Origin of the sequence: uncultured Bradyrhizobium sp. (assembly GCF_947648125.1) — a bacterium.
Classification (GTDB): domain Bacteria; phylum Pseudomonadota; class Alphaproteobacteria; order Rhizobiales; family Xanthobacteraceae; genus Bradyrhizobium.
The window spans coordinates 1-18,109 of record NZ_CANSMR010000015.1 but is presented as its reverse complement, the minus strand read 5'-3'; the positions used below and the strand labels follow the sequence as shown (position 1 = coordinate 18,109).

The 18,109-nt window shown below is 63.1% G+C and carries 15 protein-coding genes, 1 tRNA gene and 1 pseudogene; 8 read left to right on the top strand and 9 right to left on the bottom strand.

What is annotated here, in order from left to right; genetic code table 11:
* Nucleotides 1–15 precede the first annotated feature (15 nt).
* Nucleotides 16–924, bottom strand: coding sequence for a septal ring lytic transglycosylase RlpA family protein (locus Q0030_RS24240; RefSeq protein ID WP_298372518.1), 909 nt, complete (start codon nucleotides 922–924; stop codon nucleotides 16–18).
* A gap of 877 nt (nucleotides 925–1,801) precedes the next feature.
* On the opposite strand from Q0030_RS24240, the gene Q0030_RS24235 reads away from it, so the two are divergent.
* Entirely contained in the window at nucleotides 1,802–2,236 is a 435-nt protein-coding gene (locus tag Q0030_RS24235; RefSeq protein ID WP_298372516.1) for an NUDIX domain-containing protein, read from the top strand.
* Here the strand turns inward: Q0030_RS24235 and Q0030_RS24230 are convergent.
* From Q0030_RS24230 to Q0030_RS24220, 3 genes and pseudogenes are all read right to left on the bottom strand, one after another.
* Nucleotides 2,229–2,660, bottom strand: a complete 432-nt coding sequence (locus Q0030_RS24230; RefSeq protein ID WP_298372513.1) for a low molecular weight phosphatase family protein — start codon at nucleotides 2,658–2,660, stop codon at nucleotides 2,229–2,231. The genes Q0030_RS24235 and Q0030_RS24230 overlap by 8 nt on opposite strands.
* 722 nt (nucleotides 2,661–3,382) lie before the next feature.
* Nucleotides 3,383–3,520: pseudogene (locus Q0030_RS24225) on the bottom strand (cold shock domain-containing protein); the annotation flags it as partial.
* A gap of 488 nt (nucleotides 3,521–4,008) precedes the next feature.
* Entirely contained in the window at nucleotides 4,009–4,380 is a 372-nt protein-coding gene (locus tag Q0030_RS24220; protein ID WP_298372511.1) for a hypothetical protein, read from the bottom strand.
* 711 nt (nucleotides 4,381–5,091) lie between these two features.
* On the opposite strand from Q0030_RS24220, the gene Q0030_RS24215 reads away from it, so the two are divergent.
* From Q0030_RS24215 to Q0030_RS24200, 4 genes are all read left to right on the top strand, one after another.
* Nucleotides 5,092–5,289, top strand: a complete 198-nt coding sequence (locus Q0030_RS24215) for a hypothetical protein (protein WP_298372508.1) — start codon at nucleotides 5,092–5,094, stop codon at nucleotides 5,287–5,289.
* Between the two features lie 534 nt (nucleotides 5,290–5,823).
* Nucleotides 5,824–5,913, top strand: a tRNA-Ser gene (locus tag Q0030_RS24210).
* Between the two features lie 160 nt (nucleotides 5,914–6,073).
* A complete protein-coding gene (locus Q0030_RS24205) occupies nucleotides 6,074–7,054 on the top strand; it encodes an acyltransferase (protein WP_298372505.1) in 981 nt (326 codons plus the stop codon).
* A gap of 158 nt (nucleotides 7,055–7,212) precedes the next feature.
* Nucleotides 7,213–7,500 (top strand): DUF5658 family protein, encoded by a 288-nt coding sequence (locus Q0030_RS24200; protein ID WP_298372503.1) that lies wholly within the window; start codon nucleotides 7,213–7,215, stop codon nucleotides 7,498–7,500.
* A gap of 69 nt (nucleotides 7,501–7,569) precedes the next feature.
* Here the strand turns inward: Q0030_RS24200 and Q0030_RS24195 are convergent, their stop codons facing one another.
* Nucleotides 7,570–8,490 (bottom strand): alpha/beta fold hydrolase, encoded by a 921-nt coding sequence (locus tag Q0030_RS24195; RefSeq protein ID WP_298372501.1) that lies wholly within the window; start codon nucleotides 8,488–8,490, stop codon nucleotides 7,570–7,572.
* A gap of 179 nt (nucleotides 8,491–8,669) precedes the next feature.
* Between Q0030_RS24195 and Q0030_RS24190 the strand changes: the two genes are divergently transcribed.
* On the top strand, nucleotides 8,670–9,110 hold the full coding sequence (locus Q0030_RS24190) for a helix-turn-helix domain-containing protein (protein ID WP_298372939.1): 441 nt from the start codon (nucleotides 8,670–8,672) through the stop codon (nucleotides 9,108–9,110).
* Nucleotides 9,111–9,195: 85 nt separating this feature from the next.
* A complete protein-coding gene (locus Q0030_RS24185) occupies nucleotides 9,196–9,363 on the top strand; it encodes a hypothetical protein (protein WP_298372499.1) in 168 nt (55 codons plus the stop codon).
* 12 nt (nucleotides 9,364–9,375) lie between these two features.
* Here Q0030_RS24185 and Q0030_RS24180 read toward each other — a convergent pair whose 3' ends face one another.
* Nucleotides 9,376–10,194 carry an aminoglycoside phosphotransferase family protein gene (locus Q0030_RS24180; RefSeq protein WP_298372497.1) on the bottom strand — a complete coding sequence of 273 codons (819 nt, stop codon included), beginning with the start codon at nucleotides 10,192–10,194 and terminating at the stop codon, nucleotides 9,376–9,378.
* A 200-nt stretch (nucleotides 10,195–10,394) separates the two neighbouring features.
* On the opposite strand from Q0030_RS24180, the gene Q0030_RS24175 reads away from it, so the two are divergent.
* Complete coding sequence (locus Q0030_RS24175; protein WP_194454311.1) at nucleotides 10,395–10,652, top strand: hypothetical protein; 258 nt, start codon at nucleotides 10,395–10,397, stop codon at nucleotides 10,650–10,652.
* Nucleotides 10,653–10,701: 49 nt separating this feature from the next.
* On the opposite strand, the gene Q0030_RS24170 is transcribed toward Q0030_RS24175, so the two are convergent.
* From Q0030_RS24170 to Q0030_RS24160, 3 genes are all read right to left on the bottom strand, one after another.
* Nucleotides 10,702–12,045, bottom strand: a complete 1,344-nt coding sequence (locus Q0030_RS24170; protein ID WP_298372473.1) for a sorbosone dehydrogenase family protein — start codon at nucleotides 12,043–12,045, stop codon at nucleotides 10,702–10,704.
* 138 nt (nucleotides 12,046–12,183) lie between these two features.
* A complete protein-coding gene (locus Q0030_RS24165; RefSeq protein ID WP_298372936.1) occupies nucleotides 12,184–13,677 on the bottom strand; it encodes an HWE histidine kinase domain-containing protein in 1,494 nt (497 codons plus the stop codon).
* A 16-nt stretch (nucleotides 13,678–13,693) separates the two neighbouring features.
* On the bottom strand, nucleotides 13,694–18,109 hold a 4,416-nt coding region (locus Q0030_RS24160; protein WP_298372470.1), incomplete at its 5' end, for a response regulator.

Sequence of the window (18,109 nt, the reverse complement as noted above, 5' to 3'; positions counted from 1 at the left end):
TCGCAACGGCTTGATTCAATAGAGGCCGCGCCCGCTCAGGACTTCGGCCGGTCCACGCGCGTCGATCGGCACATAGGCCGCCGCCGGGCTCGGGGCCGCGGCGTAGCGTGCGTCACCCTCGTAGGAGACTTCGCGCGGATTGTTCGGCACGCGGCGGTGCGACCGGCTCGAGGCCGACATTTCCGAGGTCGCGTTGACGGAGGCGTAGTCGGCCTGGGTGTTGCCGAGGCTGTAAGGCCGCCCCTCCGGCAACGGAACGTCGCCGCGGACCCGGCTCGACGAGGACGACATCTCAGGCACGAACGGCCGGGCGGAGGCGACCCGGACCATCGACGGAGACGGCGCCGGCGTACCGGTGCGCAGGGTTGCCATCAGCTGGCGGTCGTCGGAGCCTTCGAGTGGCGCCCGGCCGACATATTCGACGCGGACACGCGCGACGCCATTTCCTTTGAAATCAAGCAGTTCGGCGGCTTTGTTCGAGACGTCTATGAGGCGATTGCCGTGGTATGGGCCGCGATCATTGACGCGCACCACCAGCGACTTCCCGTTGCTCAGATTGGTGACGCGCGCGTAGCTCGGCATCGGCAAGGTCGGATGGGCGGCCGTGAGCGAGCCCATGTCGAACACCTCGCCATTGGCGGTCAGGCGGCCGTGGAAATCATCGCCATACCAGGACGCCATGCCCTCGGCGCGATAGTTCTCGTTCTCCTCCGGCACATAGGTGCGGCCGGCGACGACATAGGGCTTGCCGATCCGGTAGGTGCCTCCGCCCTTCGGCACGGGGTCACCGAGCGCCACGACGCGCGGGCTCGAGGACACGCCGTACTTGGGATCGACCCTGCTGGCGAACTGGTTCGAGGAGGCACAATTGGCGAGGACGAGGCACGTGGCCACCGCAACGGCGCCGCGCGCCGTCCGGATCATCGAATCTGGCCGTCTAATCCCCATCTGCCCCAAGTACCATTCTGCCCGGACCCGCGCCTACTCCGAGGCGTCGAGATCGATTCTGTCACTGTGCGGCCCACCTCCGCACCGGATGGTGAAGATATCGCAACCGGAACACGGCGGAAATGGGGTGAGCCATCGGGCGGTGGCACCTTGGTGAATGGTCTGTTGCGCTTCCTCCGTCCTTCTACGGACCTCCATGCGCGCAGAACGCCCTCGCCTGTACCGCTATCAGACACACTGTTGCAGCAAATCATCAGTCGGGGCGCATCTTCAATTCCAACAATTGAATCTTTTTGACTGTGCAAGGCTGCAATCGTTTTCTCTCGGACGTGGGGCGCAAAGGAAGTTTGCGATGATCGAGACGGTTACAGCGGTGATGGGCCTGGTGAGTGCGGCGATCTTCTTGGCGCATGCCGTGGAAGGCTATCGGTACCGGGCCTGACAGCCCGTTGAAGGCGGAAAGACGCGTCACCTCTTTCCAGGAGAGAAGTTCGGAAAGCTTTAATCAATTCGGATGAGCATCGGTAGAAAGCAGGTGTATCATGCGTAGTCACGATTTAGTCTCCGACGGGTTTCTAACCCTGACCGCAGCAAGTCTCGTGCTGCTGTGCTCGAGCCTGCTGGCCTTCGCCTTCGGCTGAACCTTTGGTGCCATGGGCGCCATCTGCGCCCATGCGACAGACCTCGGCTACCCTCACCTCATCCCTCGCCGATCGAACCTTGGCTTCTTCGAGTGCTGGCGATACCAGCCAGGCGCCCACCCAGCTGAGATGTTCCGCGCAGCAGATCCGCCGCCTTCTCCCAGCCCCAGTCCTGACGCACCCCTCCACCCTTCTAGCGAGAGGAGTCGCGCATGACCGGCGGGTTACGAGAGGGAACGTCCGCCCTGCTCGTCAGCACCGATGGCCGGTTGCTGATGCAACTGCGCGACGACCTTCCTCACGTTTCCGATCCCGGCAAGATCAGCCTGTTTGGCGGGCGGCGGGACGGCAGCGAGACCTTCCTGGAATGCGTGGTGCGCGAAATCCACGAGGAAATTGGCTACTACCTGCCGCCCGAGCGTTTTGAGCTGATCGGTCGTTATTTCGGACCTGATCATTCGACGCCAGGCGGCACCCTTCACGGCGAGGTGTTCCTCGCGAGGGACGTGCCGATCGACCGGTTGAAGGTCACCGAAGGCCGCCTCGAGATCGTGGCCATAGACGACCTCGAACGCGTTAGCGCCCTGCTCGCACGCCCAGCAGAATATGCGCTGGCGATCTTCCTGAAGCGCGAACCAATTACCTGAGCGACGAAACCAGCTCGCGGACGAGATCGTCGATCATGGGCAGCGCAACCGCGGGCTGGGCAACGTCGATATCGTGCACATGCCAGTAGGTCACCTTGTCGGCGACCTCGGGGAACCGCCGCTCGATGAGCGGACGATGCTCGGCTTCCTTGAGCGCGATCACCATGTCCACGCCGTCGAAGTCAGCCAATGAACATGGCTGCGGATAGCGCGCTGCGCCCTCCGGAACGATGCCGTTGGCGCGAAGGCGGTCATCAGCAAACACCGACATGGCGCCGACATTGTCGGGCGAGCCCCGTTCGGCGGCGCCTCTCGAGGAGGCGCGCCACGGCAGGTTTTCGCCGCGGGCAAGATGATTGAACAGCTCCTCTGCGTATCGACTGCGGTAGTAGTTGCCGGTGCAAAGGAAAAGGACGCGCTTCATGGGCATCATGATGGCCAACGGCGGTGGTCGCGGTCAACCGTGGTGCCTGCGACGATGACCCGCGGCCCATTGCTGCGGCCCCGGCTCCGTAGCACCGGCTGAAGGCCAACTTTGTCCTCGCGCTCAAATTCAGTCGGTTCGCTGCTGGCGGACCGAGCAAACGGCTCACTTCGGCCCGGTGTTCTCGCCAAGTTCGCGTGCCGCAACGGAAAACGGCCTCAGCGTGGGGATCGCTGAGGCCGTCATTCCGTCTGCCTGGGGCGCGGGCGCCAGTAAGTAGGCCGCCTCGATTCAGCAGAGCGCCGGTACATCCGCGGCAGCCCGAATTGTACTCGACGTCGGAGCGTGCTTGCCGAGGTCTCACGGGGTACCCCACAGGGCGCAACCGGGGGTCTGGTTAGATAATCCGATAGCGCATGTCCTGCTTCGCGCTATTACCGCAACGTAAGCCCCCAGAAGGCGATGAGCAGCAAGGCGCAAGCGCCCAGTCCCATCAGCGGCACGACGGCTTCCAGCATCATGGCCGAATCAACTCCGCCCGTAGCCAAAGCATGCGCGCGAGCGCAGCGTTTGTCGTCGCCCACCTCTAACGCCACCCCAATAAAAACGACCTCGACGCAGGGCGCATCGAGGCCGCATTCAATCTCCCGCAGTCGGGGTTGGGCAACTGAGACGACGGGAGCACTGGACTACTCCCGACCCTCCCACTTGTTCCCGGGGCGTCAACCCACCCTCAAATTTTCAGCGGATGTTTTGCCGCGATTTTCTTGGACTTCGTAGCTTACCTTGGCCCCCTCATCGAGGCTGCTCAGTCCCGCTTTCGAGACCGCTGAGATATGCACGAAGACGCCTTTGCCGCCGCCGGGATGCTGCCCGGCGGCGTACTTTTTGTGATCGTCAGTTGACCGTCCCGCGGTGCGATTGCGCCGGACGGTGAAACGAGACTGCGTCGCTCGGGATATTTGGGCAGCAACGGTGACGCTCGTCTGGCGTTTTCCACACGAAAGACCGGTGGAAGGCCATTTTCGAGGAACGCACGAAACCGGCCTGAAACAATGGACCGATACCACACCTTCCCGAATTGATCGGGGGTAAGCGTCATGATGGAAGCCGCTATCGTCGTATTGCTATGCCTGAGCGCCGCGATCCTGGGTGCCCACGTTTACGACGCCTTCCGCTTTCGCGCTGATTGACAAAGCTGCGTGAGAACCTTGGCGACGACGTTGCCGGACGACACCACCAAGGCTCAACCACGCAACGGATAGCCCCTCGAATGGCGTGAGCCAGCATGCGAGCGCTGCTCGCAGAATCATGGCGCACGCTCGAGCATCTGAGCCGACGGGTACGCCTAAAACTTGCGTCCGGAGGAGTCCATCTTTTTGCATTCCCCGCTGACTGTGAGGGATTTCCGTTCCGTCGACAGGGTTTTGGTAGCTTTGCCTGACTGTCGGGAAATAGTGATCGAAAGCGAAGCTGCGTGATCCTTTCCACCGATGGTAATGTTTGTCGGGCCATCGAAAGAGAAGGAATCCTGGTTCACTCTCCAACCTGCCGCTGTATCGATGTAGTACTGGAGGGTCGACGCGGCCATGGTCCAATCATCAGTTGAGGCAAGCGGAAAATCGCACTCCAATGATGCGACCAGAGTTTGCGCGTGACCTTCCAAGGTCAACGCTCCCAATGCCAGAAGCGATAGAAATCCATTCCGCATGACTTGCACGTAACAACTCCTCGAAGCGGCTTATCGTCATATCGACCGGAGATCTCTCCGTGGCGCGCCTAGAGCGCCCCATTCCATGTAAGCAATCTTGCCTTCTGCATCGAATTCCATAATCGCAGTCGTTGCACCACGCGGTGTAACGAATGATATCGATGTCCCATTCGCGACCGGCTTTAGATCGCTAAGCTCGGACGGAACGCAGTCGTCCAAACGCTCTTTCCAGAAGGCCATCAACCGCGCTTTGCTGGCGACGGTTTCCCTAACGCAGCATCGACAATCCACGACAGCAGAGTCGGCGTGCATCTGTACAATCGCGTTAAGGTCGCGCGCGCGATAGGCGTCCAGCCAATCAATCGCTGCGGCCATCGGGTCAAAGGACATATTTCCTCACTTACATCCGCATCGTAGCTGAGGAATAGAGCGCTTCTGGGAGGAACCGATACTAGGAAAAATACTGCCCGGGTGAAAGCTGCGTCAGTTGGCGGCATCGTTCAAAGGAAGACGCTGCTGCAAATCAATTTGGTCGCGGGCCTGCTATGCCAGACCCAGGCCACCGTCGGCGGCATCGCAGTTTCGTGAGAAATGCCCGATGTACACATACTCCGAATTTGACGGTCGCCGCGAACTGACAGTCATCGTGGCGTCGATTCTTGCATGTAGAGTGATGACCGTAACCGGCGCGAAAGCGCCTCCGAGACACAGGGGGCGTAAATGGAAGAACGAAAGATTGCGAAGTTGCGCGTGCACGAACAAAACATCGAGCATTACCGAGGGTTGCTTCGCACCAGACTTAGCGAAGTCGAGACTCATTTCATCGAACGGCGCTTATCCGAAGAGCGTTTCGCAATCGAGATGCTGAAGTTCATGACCCGTGCGGAAACATCACCCAAGACGGATCTGTTCGCATAAAGGCGACACCACATACCCCTTCGGTAGTAACCCGTTTGCGAGATGAACCTTGGCACGCTTTGTGCCGACCCCTCACATGTCGGGATTTTGCACATCCTTCCCGGGGCTAGGATCAACGCCGCCAGCGAGCATTTTAAGCCTGGCGGCGTTGTTGCGCGTAAGCTCAGGTCATGCCTTCACGCGAAAGCCGATCGAGATCCGGCCGGAATTCGCCCGTCAGTTCGCAGCGGACGCGCCTATCAAGAAACGCTACAGCAAAGGCCTGGAGCGACTTCCAGCCCAACACGGGGTTCCGCAATCTCCGGAACCCCATGCGTCCCTGATCGATGCGGGGGGATATCGTCACTATCTCAAGGCGCCTTGGGCACGGGAGGCCCGGACATCACCTTGCGCGTCTACGCCCACTTGTTTAGGAACGACGACGGCAAGGCGGCGGCGATCAATGAGGCGCTCGCGCGTTAGGTGCCAATCGGGTGCCAATTTTGCGGTTCGCTCTCCTCGAGTCCGCCGCTAAGCACTTGAAACTGTTGGTTTGGAAGGGTGGCCGAGTGGTTTAAGGCACCGGTCTTGAAAACCGGCGTGCCCGCAAGGGTACCGTGGGTTCGAATCCCACCCCTTCCGCCAATAATGCCCGACGGGCACGATCACCCAAGCCACGCATTGCCGTTCAGCAAAGACCGGGAAGCTCCGTAGAGTCCCGGGTTGCCCTCCGCTGTCGGGTGCGGGAGGTTTTCCGTTCCTCCTGAAGGCGGGGCAAGATGGACATTGCTGCCATCGGCGATCCATGAGCACGGAACGCAAGGATCAGTCCGATCGTTCCGAGCCGCTTGACGCGCTCAGGGGGCTGGCCATTTCGCTGGTCATCGCTCGCCACTATTTCGGCTTCAAATACGGCATGCTGGGCGTTGACCTGTTCTTCGTCCTCAGCGGCTTCCTGATCGGCGGCATCCTGTTGGATAGCCGCGAACAGCCCGGCTATTTCTCGTCCTTCTATGGACGGCGGGCGTTTCGAATCTTGCCGCTCTATTGGCTGCTGCTGGCGATCGTGCCGCCGGATCACTGGGGCTACTACCTGTTCTTCATCCAAGCCATACCGTGGCTGGAGTTCGGCTATCCGCAGTCTGACCTGACCTTCGTCACCTGGACGCTGGCCATCGAAGAGCAGTTCTACCTGATCCTGCCCATCCTGATTTACTGGCTGCCGCGCCGATGGCTGATCCGCACCATTTGGGGAGGCGTGCTGCTGGCGCCGGTCTGGCGCTGGCTCTTCCACGCCTATCTGCCGGACCATTCCTGGCAGTTTCTGCTGCCCGGGCGCCTCGACGAACTGTTCGGCGGCGTGCTGCTCGCCTGCTTCATGCGCGGCTACTGTCGCTCCCGCATTGTGTGGATGGTGCTGGCCTGCGTGCCGCCGCTTTGTGACCTGGCGTATGCCGTCACGGTTGAACCCTTCGGCTTTCTCTCAATCGCAGCGTTGGCATGCTGCGCGATTGTGTGGCTGGGCGCCAACATGGACCGGACAGAACTGCTTCGTCCCTTCATATGGCCGGGACGCAGATGCTATTCGCTCTATCTATTCCATATGCTCGTCTACGACGTGTTCTTTGACTTCGGCCGCCCGCTTGCCGGTTGCCTTGCACTTCCGGTCGTCTGCCTCTTGGCGGAGATCACCTGGCGCACGATCGAATCCCCGCTGATCACCTACGCGAGGAGACGATTTGCGAGAGCCGAGCCAGGCACGATCAGGGTGGTTGGTGTCGCTTAGAGCAAATGCAAGGGGGCGACCGGAGCGGCGGCCATGCCAAATGGCTGGGCGCTCATCCTGGTGCCGCGATTGAATCTCCTGCCCGAACAGACAATTAACGAATCAGCTTGAAATAATGGGGGCATTGCCGGTCTGGCGCTCGGCACCGAGGGGCTGAAATGAATTGGGTCAAGGCACTGCTGCTGCTCTCTGTACTGCTCCTTGGATGTGCCGACCTCGCGACCACCAACAGGATTTTGGAGCTCGGGTTCGGTGAGGCGAATCCGTTCATGGAGATGGCGCAGACCTGGTTCGGTGCCTGGTGGCTGATCCCAAAACTGGGTTTGACGTACCTTGTCATCGCGTTGCTTTGGCGCAGCGAAAGCCTTTCCAGGATTGCCCTTGTGGCGGCGTTTTGCGCAACGCCCGTCATCAACAACCTCGTCATTATTGCAGGCGCGAGCTGAACCACGCACACGCCAATCGAGATTTGGCGATGTGAGCGCCCTGCCCCTCGCATGCGATCGGGCACGCAGTCAGGTCTGCCGGATGAACTCCGCGATAAGGCCGCCGATTTCCTCCGGGGCATCCTCAAGACAGTAATGCCCGACGCCGGCAAGTCGCCTGATCGGTGCCGCCGGGAAGATCGCGGAAAACAGCGGCAGGAAATGCTCTGCGTGCAGCGTGCGATCCGCCTCGCCCCAGATGGCGAGCGCAGGCTTGCCGCGGATCGCGCCGTCGGCGGCGGAATCCGGCGCGTCGAACCTGTGCGCACCGGTCGCAAAGCCCTTGGCCCATCCGATCGCACCAAGGCAGTCGGCCGGACGCGCGAAGGGAGCGCCGTAGGCGGCAAGCCAGGCGTCGGTGATGACGGTGTTGTTCTCGAAACCGTTGAGCTTGAGCGTGCTCAGGATGTTGAAGCCGAGTTGGCCGAGCACCGGCTCGAGCTCACCGTTCGCCTCCGCCTTTGCGATCCATTGAAACCACGGCGAAGCCAGCGCATTTGCCGTGACGCGCTCGAACAGATCGCTTTGCCCGAATGGCGTCGGCCCGTTGGCCGAGATGATGCGGCGGATGCGATCCGGATGCCTGGCCGCGAACCCCATGCCGACGGGGCCACCAAAGTCATGCATGACCAGCGTGATGTCGGTGAGATCGAGCGCAAGGACCAGCGCTTCGAGATTGTCGACATGGTCCTGCAGCCAATAGCTGCGCTGCGCCGGCGTCGCGCTCTTGCCGAACCCCATGTGATCCGGAACCACCACGCGCTGCGTCGCGCTGAGGACCGGCACCAGATGGCGAAACAGATAGCCCCAGGTCGGTTCACCATGGAGGCAGAGCACCACCTCGCCGTCCCGCGAGCCTTCGTCGAGATAATGCATCCGAAAGCCCGGCGCCGAGCTGAAATGCGGTTTGAACGGAAAGGTGCCATCGAAGGTGGCGTTGGGTTGGATCATGGTTGGCTCATGACGGTTTTAATTTGAAACCACTGTGTATCGCTTGTGGTTTTACTTTGCAACCGATATATCGAGCTCTGACTTGGGCGGTCTTTCGGGGCCGCGCCACCGATTCAGGACGTGGATTGAGGAGCGTCAGGCGGACCACGATGGCGAAGCGAGTGAGCCACAGGGACTCGATGTGCGGCGTGGCCCGGCCGCTGGATGCGATCGGCGACTGGTGGTCGCTGTTGATCGTGCGCGATGCATTCGACGGGCTGCGCCGGTTCGGCGAATTTCAGAAGAGCCTCGGGCTTGCCAAGAACATCCTCTCCGCCCGGCTCCGCAATCTGCTGGCGCACGGAATCCTGGAGACGGTGCCTGCAGCGGACGGCAGCCCGTATCAGGAATATGTGCTGACGGAAAAGGGACGCGGGCTGTTCCCGCTCCTCGTCGCACTCCGGCAGTGGGGTGAGGATTTCTTCTTCGAGCCCGACGAGGCGCATGTGCTGCTGGTCGACCGCAAGAATGGTCTGCCGGTGCGCCGCCTCGAGCTGCGCGCGCAGGACGGACGCGTCGTCGGCGCAGAAGATACAATGGTGCGACTGCCGCAGTCTTCACATGAGAACGGCAGCGCGTGAGACACGCGTGCGCCGTGCAGGAGCGCTGTCAGCAACCGGATCTTAACCCTCCTTGCCGCAGCATCCGCGCGTGGAGGTTCGACCAATGCAGACATTCCGGATTTCGCTGAGCGATGGGACGCGGAAATTCCACACGGCGATTCAGGCGCCGGATCCCGCGTCCGCGCGCATCAAGGCCGCCTACTTCTTCGACATATCGAAATGGCGGATCTTGAGCGTGTCGCTGAGCGGAGCCAGCGCCGCCGCAGCGTAGTCGCTGCGCGCCCTACGCCATCCGGTCGAGCTCGGCCGCGGCAAGGTTTGCAATCTGCAGGTCGATTTCGGCGAGCGGATCGTCATCGCCGAGGAACCATGCTGCCGACAAGCCGGTCCAGGCGACAATCCACGACAGCAGGCGCCGGCGATCCAGCTTGGCTGCTTCCACGACGATGTCGAGACGCCGCGCAAAACGTCCGGGTTCGGTCGCGACCGGCCGTGCCGGATCGGCCAGATCCGGATTGGTGAAGATGTTGGCGTAGTCGAAGCCACGCTCGCCGACGAGATGCTTGGGATCGATCGCGAGCCAGCCGCGCGCGCCGAAGTCGAGCACATTGTCATGGTGCAGATCGCCATGCAGCACGACGATCTCGCTGACATCGCCGAGCAGCGCTTCGGCGATGTCAGCCGATCGGCTCAGGATGCCGCCATGCGCCCTCGCCGCCGGCCACAGCTCGCGAAACCAGTCTTTCAGTGGCGTCAGGTCCGGCCGCGGTTTCGCCCGCCGGGCGTGAAGCCGATCGGCCGTTGCACAGAGAATTCTGCAGGCCTCATCGTCACGGTCGGTTCGCGCCATGTCGCTGAGCGAAGCCGAGCCCATCGCCCGTTCGAGCAGGAGCGCCTCGCCGTCACGGGCAAGGACCCGCGCCGCACCGTCGCCATCCCACCATTCCATGACGACGGCGCCGGGGCGTTCGTCCGGCTCGTGTGAGAGCTTGAGCATCGCCGGTTCGCCGAGCTGCCGCACCGGCAGCAACCGCGCGGCGTGCGTCACGATCGGATCGCCGTCGGGGACAAGGCTCCAGGCCGAGAGATAAGGTTCGAACATCGGGCGGGCTGATTGGGTGCTGAAGGGACGTAACCGTCGTTCTAAGCATCGCCCGCGCGCCCTGCCACGCTGGTTCCCTGCGGCGCATCGTGGCAGGGCCGCGCCAACCGGTTCCTGGCCGCCCCGCCCATGTTGGCTGATGACAGCCCCCACCCATCTCGCGCTACAATGTCGCAGCCGGTGTGACGGAGGATGTGGCGATGCCGCGAAAGGGAATTACCGGACACGACGATTGGGTGGTCACGGAAGCTCTGGCAACCGCGTTGGTCGCGCTCGAGCAGCTGCCGTCGAAGCATCAGCCGCGCGCGCATATGGAGGACGTCCGGAAGATCCTGACCGCGAGATGTGAGGCCGGTGCCGTCACGCTGCATCTTGCACAAGCCAAGTGCCGGTTGTTTCCCGATACCGATCCCCTGACCATCTACGAGGAATACGGCCTCAAGGACGGACTGGGGTAGCAGCCGCCGTCGCGGCGGGCCCTGAAAAATCCCGGTGAAGATCGAACCGTTAGTCGTGGCTGACGCGCCAGATGGTTCCGTTGCCGTCTTCGGAGACCAGCAGTGCGCCGTCCCGCGCTACGGTGACACCCACCGGACGGCCCCAGACCTCATTGTCGCCGATGACGAAGCCGGTGACGAAATCCTCGTACTCGCCGGTCGGCACGCCGTCCTTCAACCTGATGCGAATGATCTTGTAGCCGGTGCGCTTCGAGCGATTCCACGAGCCGTGTTCGGCCGCAAACGCATCGCCGTGATGTTCGGGCGGAAAACTGCTGCCGGTGTAGAAGGTCAGGCCGAGTGAGGCCGAGTGCGCCTGCAACAGCACGTCGGGGATCGTCACCTTGTCTTTGAGGTCGGGCCGCACGCCGGAATGCGCGGGGTCTTCGTTGGCGCCGATATAGTACCAGGGCCAGCCGTAGAACGCGCCCTCGCGGACACGCGTCACATAGTCGGGCACGAGGTTGTCGCCGCGGCCGTCGCGCTCGTTGGTCGAGCACCAGGGTGTGCCGCTTCCAGGCTGGATCGCAAGTCCGACGCAGTTGCGGATACCGGTGGCGAACAGCTTCTGGTTCTTGCCGTCGGGATCGAAGGCCAGCACGGCCGCACGGTCGGTTTCCGATCCCCAGGCAGCGCCAAGCGCGTGATCGCGACTCCAGCTTTCGATACCTTCCGGCGGCCGGCCAAGGCCCTCGCCTGCGTTGCCGGCCGAGCCGACCGACACCAGCATGCGCTTGTCGTCTGATGTGAACACGATGTCACGCGTGGAATGGCCGTAGCCGTGAGGAAGGTTTGCGACAATGCTCTCAGGCTTTCCCGACGCCTTGAGATCGCCGTTGCGGTAGGCAAAGCGCACGACGCTGTCGGTGTTGGCGACGTAGAGCCATTGCGGATTGTCGCCGTTTGGAAAGAACGCGATGCCGAACGGCCGGTTCAGTCCGGTTGCGTAGACCTCATTGGTCGCCGGCCTGGTGCCGCCGTTGGCGCTGCGCAGGACACGGATGCGACCGGAGCTGGTTTCCACGACGAAGATATCGCCGTTGGGCGCGGTCCGGATAATGCGCGGACCGCTCAGCCCGCTCGCAAACAGCTCGACCTTGAACCCCGCCGGCACCTGCGGCACCGTCGATGCGGGGCGCGACACGACGCGCGACGAATTGCTGCTGGAGGCCGTTGCGCCCGGCTTGGGCAAGTCCTGCGGCGTGATCAGGCGCACCGTGCCCGGTCTGTCGCGCTGCCAGTCGCCGTAGGCATCCGCGCCTTTCAGCACAGGTTCAGCGCCCGACCGCGCGATGCTGGTTGCTGCGAGGATGACGACCGACAGACCTACGCCGGCAAGATTCATTCTTGGCATTTGCTCCTCGCGCGAGGTCCCAGTCAGACGCGCAGCTCATAGCGCAGTTCGCGCGCAAGCTGCGTTCACAATGTCGTCTGCATCAATGGCCATTGGGAGGCGCCGTCGCATCAACAGGCGAGTGCTCCGCAGGATGCGCTATACGGCCCGGGACCTGACCATGGGCTTGCGCTCGGCTGCCGACGGTTCGCGGAACGCCGGCGTGTCTCCAACAAGCGGCTTGAGAGGAACCGTCAGCCGGCAGATCAGGCCCTCCGCGCGCCAATCGAAGTCGGCCCGTCCGCCGAGTTGGGTCTCGATGCTGGCGATGACACTTCGTGTGCCGAAGCCTTTCTGTTTTGGCTTGGTCACCGGAGGCCCACCGGATTCCACCCAGGCCAAGATCAGCGTGTCGTCCGCCACTTCCCAGGTGATCGCGAGCCGGCCCGGCAACACCGACAGGCTGCCATATTTGGCGGAGTTGGTGACGAGCTCGTGCAGCGCCAGTGCCAGCGTCTGCGCGGTCGCGGGCTGCAACTGCACCTCTCCGCCGGCGATCTGGATCTGCCCGGCCTCGGAATAAGGCGCGATCTCTTCGGTCACCAGCCGCCTGATTTCGGCGCCCTGCCAGCTCGACAGCGACAGCACGGTGTGAACGCGCGCCAGCGCCGTGATGCGGCCCTCGACCGCCCGCACATAGGCGGTCACGTTCTGTGCGCGCGTCAGGCGCACGATCGACTGCGCCAGCGCGAGCGCGTTCTTGGCGCGATGGTCGACCTCGCGGGTCAGGAGGCTCTGCCGTTCCTCGGCCTTCTTGCGATCGGTGATGTCGACGGTGACGCCGCTGACCCGCACCACCCGGCCGCTCCTGTCGCTGGTCGCCGCGGCCGTGCCGACGCACCAGCGTATCTCGCCGTCCGGCCGCACGACGCGGAATTCGGCCTCGTACGAGGTGTGGCCATTGCCGAAGCCGGTCCAGCCCTGCCGGAGTTGCTCGACATCGTCGGGATGAAACAGCGCCTGGATATTGTCGGAGGTCAGTGCGAAGGACTTCGGATCGACGCCGAAGATCTTGTATTGCCCCTCGTCCCACATCCAGTCGCCGTTGACCCAATCCCAGTCCCACGAGCCCATCTTGCCCGCGGCAATCGCCATGCTGCGGCGTGCTTCGCTCTCGACCAGCCGGGTGGTCGATTGCTCGAGCTCGGCGGTGCGGGCGCGCACCCGGTCTTCGAGCTCGGCATTGAGGCGTTCGAGTTGCCGCGTCTTGCGGTAGAGCTCGGCGAACACGCGGATTTTTGCGCGCAGCACTTCCGGCACAACCGGCACCGGCACATAATCGACCGCGCCCATCTCGTAGCCGCGCAGCCGGTCGATATCGCTGACCTGGATTGCCGAGATGAAGATCATCGCGGTCTTTTGAAAGCGCGGATGCTCGCGGATCATCGCCGCGAGTTCGAAACCGTCGAGCTCGGGCATGCAGACGTCGACCAGGATGACCGCGACTTCGTTCTTGAGCAGGAACTCCAGCGCCTCGCGGCCCGACGAAGCGGCGACCAGCGTCTCGCCGAGCTCCTTCAGGATGACCTCATAGGCCAGCAGCTTGGCCGGCTGGTCATCGACCAGAAGGATGTTCACCTTTTCGTGGTCCATCATGTTCGATCGCCGATCAGCGGTGCAGCCACATGCGGATCGCCAGCAGCAGTTGCTCGGTATTCACGGGTTTCGCCAGATAGTCGGATGCGCCTGCCTCCAGGCATTTCTCGCGGTCGCCTTTCATCGCTTTCGCGGTCAGTGCAATGATCGGCAGCCGCGCAAAGGCCGGATTTAGCCGGATAGCACCGATGGTCTGGTAACCGTCCATCTGCGGCATCATGATGTCCATCAGGACGATCGCGATCTTCGGATTGGACTCGACCAGCGAGATCGCCTCGTGACCGGTTGTCGCAGTCAACACCTTCATACCTCGCCGCTCGAGCACGCTCGACAGCGCGAAGATGTTGCGGGCGTCGTCGTCGACCAGGAGCGCGGTCTTGCCAATAAGATCCTCATCGGAACTATTGAGCTTCTCCAGCATCCTTTGTTTTTCGACGGGCAATTCCGTGATCACACGGTGCAGGAACAGTGACGTTTCGTCGAGCAGACGTTCCGGCGACTCGACACCTTTGACGACGATGCTGCGCGCCATCGTGTGCAGTTCCGCGTCCTCTTCGGCAGAGAGTTCCCGGCCGGTAAACACGACAACGGGAATATTGGAGAGCGTCTCGTCCTTGCGGATATGATCCAGCACCTCGAAGCCGCTCATGTCGGGCAGGCGCAGATCGAGCACGACACAGTCGCACGGATGCTCGCGCAACGTTGACAGCGCCCCTGCCCCGGTTCCGCTGGTCACGATCTCGATATCCTCGTGGCCGAGCAACTCGGTGATGCTGAGCTGCTCCGCCGCATTGTCCTCCACGATCAGCAGACGCTTGCGACGCGGTCTGGCGTATTCCTTGATCTGCGACAGCGCCGCGCTGACGCCCTCGGTCGTGGTCGGCTTGTTGACGAAGGAGAACGCACCGCGGGCCAGCGCATGTTGCCGGTCCTCGTCGAGCGTGATGATCTGGACTGGAATGTGACGGGTCAGCGGATTGTGCTTGAGCTGGCTCAGCACCGTCCAGCCCAGCATATCGGGCAGGAAAACGTCGAGCGAAACCGCGCTCGGCTGGAACTGCTTGGCGAGATCCAGCGCCTCGGCGCCGCGGCTCGCGACCAGCACCTTGAAGCCCTTGTCCCGCGCCAGATCGATCAGCACCCGCGCGTAATGCGGGTCGTCCTCGACGATCAAGAGGATCGTGTCGCCGGGCTCAAGATCGAGCCGGTCATCAGGCAGCTGCTCGATCACGCGCTCTTGCGCGCTGGACGACTGCAGCGACGGCGCCGCCGCAGCATGCGGCATCGCCAGCGCCTGCGGGCGCAAGGCCACCGACGGTCCGGCATATTTCAGCGGCAGATAGAGCGTGAAGGTCGACCCCTTGCTTGGTGCACTGCGCAGATGGATCTCGCCGCCGAGCAGGCCGGCCAGCTCGCGGCTGATGGCAAGGCCAAGCCCCGTGCCGCCATATTTGCGGCTGGTGCCGGCATCGGCCTGCTGGAACGCCTCGAAGATAAGCTTCTGCTTGTCCTGGGGGATGCCGATGCCGGTATCCGACACTTCGAATGCGACGACGGCCGGCGCGGCGTTCAGGATCGGATGCTCGGCGCTCCAGCCGCCGACCGCGGCCGACACGGTCAGGCTGACGCCGCCATCCGCGGTGAACTTGAACGCGTTCGACAGCAGGTTCTTCAGCACCTGCTGCAACCGCTTGGAGTCGGTCACCATGCTGCGCGCAAGGTTGGCGTCGACATCGATGCTGAAGGACAGATGCCGGTTCTCCGCCTCGTGCCGGAACGGTCGCCCGACGGTCTCGAGCAGGCTCGAGGTGAGAATCTCCTCGGCATCGACCGTCACCGTGCCGGACTCGATCTTGGACAGATCGAGGATGTCGCTGATCAGGTTCAACAGGTCGGTGCCGGCGCCATGAATGGTGCGGGCGAACTCGACCTGCTTGCCGGTCAGATTGCCGTCCGGATTCTCGGTGAGCTGCTGGCCCAGGATCAGGATCGAGTTCAGCGGCGTGCGCAGCTCGTGCGACATGTTGGCGAGGAATTCGGACTTATATTTCGAGGTCAGCGACAGCTCGGTCGCCTTCTCTTCCAGCGCGCGGCGGGCCTGCTCGATTTCCTGGTTCTTGCGCTCGACGTCGACGTTGCGTTCGGCGAGCTGCTGGGCCTTCTGCTCGAGCTGGTCGTTGGTCTGCTGCAGCTCCCTCTGCTGGGTCTGAAGCTCGCCGGCGAGCGTCTGCGACTGCTTGAGGAAGGCCTCGGTCTGCATCGTCGCCTCGATACTGTTGAGCACGATGCCAATGCTGTCGGTCAATTGCTCGAGGAAGGTGATCTGCGACGTCGTGAACGACGAGATCGAGGACAACTCGATCACCGCCTTGACCTGGTTCTCGAACAGCACCGGGAACACGACCAGGTTCTTCGGCATGATCCGCATCAGCGCCGAATTGATCGGCACCGCGTCGCCCGGAATGTCCGAGACCAGGCGCTGGCGCTTGTCGAGCGCACATTGGCCGATCAAGCCCTCGCCGAACTGGACGATCTGCGAATGCGGGTTGCTGCTGTCGTTGGCGTAGGCAGCGAGCAGCCGCAGTTGCGGGCTCTCCGGATTGTCGACCTGGTAGATCACGCCCATATGCGCGTTGATCAGCGGCGCCAGCTCGGTCAGCAGCAGGCGGCCGACGGTCGCAAGGTCGCGCTGGCCCTGCAGCATGTTGGTGAAGCGTGCGAGGTTGGTCTTCAGCCAGTCCTGCTCGGTGTTGCGCTCCGTGGTGAGACGGAGGTTGCCGATCATGGTGTTGATGTTGTCCTTCAATTCCGCGACCTCGCCGCGAACGTCGACCTGAATTGAGCGCGTCAGGTCGCCCTTGGTCACGGCGGTCGCCACCTCCGCGATGGCGCGGACCTGGGACGTCAGGTTGGCGGCCAGCAGGTTGACGTTGCCGGTCAGATCCTTCCAGGTGCCGGCCGCACCGGGCACGTTGGCCTGGCCGCCCAAGCGTCCTTCGACACCGACTTCGCGCGCCACGCTGGTGACCTGGTCGGCGAAGGTCGCAAGCGTCTCGGTCATGTTGTTGATGGTGTCGGCGAGCGCGGCCACCTCGCCCTTCGACTTCACGGTCAGGTTCTGCTTGAGGTCGCCGTCCGCGACCGCGGTCACCACCTTGACGATGCCGCGCACCTGCTCGGTCAGGTTCGCCGCCATGACGTTGACGGTGTCGGTCAGATCCTTCCAGGTGCCGGCAACGCCGCGCACCTCGGCCTGACCGCCGAGCTTGCCCTCGGTGCCGACCTCGCGCGCCACGCGCGTCACCTCGCCGGCGAAGGCGTTGAGCTGGTCGACCATCGTGTTGATGGTGTTCTTCAGCTCGAGGATTTCGCCCTTCACGTCGACCGTGATCTTGCGCGACAAGTCGCCGCGCGCCACGGCCGTCGTCACTTCGGCGATGTTGCGGACCTGGGTGGTCAGGTTCGCGGCCAGGAGGTTGACGTTGTCGGTCAAATCCTTCCAGGTGCCGCCGACGCCGGGCACCACGGCCTGGCCGCCCAGCCGCCCTTCGGTGCCGACCTCGCGCGCCACGCGCGTCACTTCGGCGGCAAACGAGCGCAGCTGCTCGACCATCGTGTTCAGGGTGTCCTTGAGCAGCAGGATCTCGCCGCGCACGTCCACCGTGATCTTCTTCGACAGATCGCCGCCGGCGATCGCGGTCGCGACCTCGGCGATGTTGCGGACCTGCGCGGTCAGGTTCGAGGCCATGAAGTTGACGTTGTCGGTCAGGTCCTTCCAGGTGCCGGCGACGCCGGGCACTTCGGCTTGGCCGCCGAGTTTGCCTTCGGTACCGACCTCGCGCGCCACGCGCGTCACTTCACCCGCGAAACCGTTGAGCTGGTCGACCATCGTGTTGATGGTGTTCTTCAGCTCGAGGATTTCGCCCTTCACGTCGACCGTGATCTTGCGCGACAGGTCGCCGCGCGCCACCGCGGTCGTCACTTCGGCGATGTTGCGGACCTGCGCCGTGAGGTTGCCGGCCATCGAGTTGACGCTGTCGGTCAGGTCCTTCCAGGTGCCGGCAACGCCGGGCACGTTGGCCTGGCCGGCCAGACGTCCCTCGGTGCCGACCTCGCGCGCCACGCGCGTCACCTCGCCCGCGAAGCGGTTGAGCTGGTCGACCATCGTGTTCAGCGTTTCCTTCAGCTGCAGGATCTCGCCGCGGACGTCGACCGTGATCTTGCGCGACAGGTCGCCGCCGGCGATCGCGGTCGCCACTTCCGCAATGTTGCGGACCTGTGCCGTCAGGTTGCCGGCCATCGAGTTGACGCTGTCGGTCAGGTCCTTCCAGGTGCCGCCGACGCCGGGCACTTCGGCCTGGCCGCCGAGCTTGCCATCGGTGCCGACCTCGCGCGCCACGCGCGTCACTTCGCCGGCGAAGGCGTTGAG

What these genes read in the sequence shown, in the direction of transcription:
- Q0030_RS24165 (WP_298372936.1), bottom strand. Translation starts at nt 13,677, where the DNA reads ATGGACCACGAAAAGGTGAACATCCTTCTGGTCGATGACCAGCCGGCC.
- Q0030_RS24180 (WP_298372497.1), bottom strand. Translation starts at nt 10,194, where the DNA reads ATGTTCGAACCTTATCTCTCGGCCTGGAGCCTTGTCCCCGACGGCGAT.
- Q0030_RS24205 (WP_298372505.1), top strand. Translation starts at nt 6,074, where the DNA reads ATGAGCACGGAACGCAAGGATCAGTCCGATCGTTCCGAGCCGCTTGAC.
- Q0030_RS24195 (WP_298372501.1), bottom strand. Translation starts at nt 8,490, where the DNA reads ATGATCCAACCCAACGCCACCTTCGATGGCACCTTTCCGTTCAAACCG.
- Q0030_RS24200 (WP_298372503.1), top strand. Translation starts at nt 7,213, where the DNA reads ATGAATTGGGTCAAGGCACTGCTGCTGCTCTCTGTACTGCTCCTTGGA.
- Q0030_RS24240 (WP_298372518.1), bottom strand. Translation starts at nt 924, where the DNA reads ATGATCCGGACGGCGCGCGGCGCCGTTGCGGTGGCCACGTGCCTCGTC.
- Q0030_RS24190 (WP_298372939.1), top strand. Translation starts at nt 8,670, where the DNA reads ATGTGCGGCGTGGCCCGGCCGCTGGATGCGATCGGCGACTGGTGGTCG.
- Q0030_RS24170 (WP_298372473.1), bottom strand. Translation starts at nt 12,045, where the DNA reads ATGCCAAGAATGAATCTTGCCGGCGTAGGTCTGTCGGTCGTCATCCTC.
- Q0030_RS24175 (WP_194454311.1), top strand. Translation starts at nt 10,395, where the DNA reads ATGCCGCGAAAGGGAATTACCGGACACGACGATTGGGTGGTCACGGAA.
- Q0030_RS24235 (WP_298372516.1), top strand. Translation starts at nt 1,802, where the DNA reads ATGACCGGCGGGTTACGAGAGGGAACGTCCGCCCTGCTCGTCAGCACC.
- Q0030_RS24215 (WP_298372508.1), top strand. Translation starts at nt 5,092, where the DNA reads ATGGAAGAACGAAAGATTGCGAAGTTGCGCGTGCACGAACAAAACATC.
- Q0030_RS24230 (WP_298372513.1), bottom strand. Translation starts at nt 2,660, where the DNA reads ATGAAGCGCGTCCTTTTCCTTTGCACCGGCAACTACTACCGCAGTCGA.
- Q0030_RS24185 (WP_298372499.1), top strand. Translation starts at nt 9,196, where the DNA reads ATGCAGACATTCCGGATTTCGCTGAGCGATGGGACGCGGAAATTCCAC.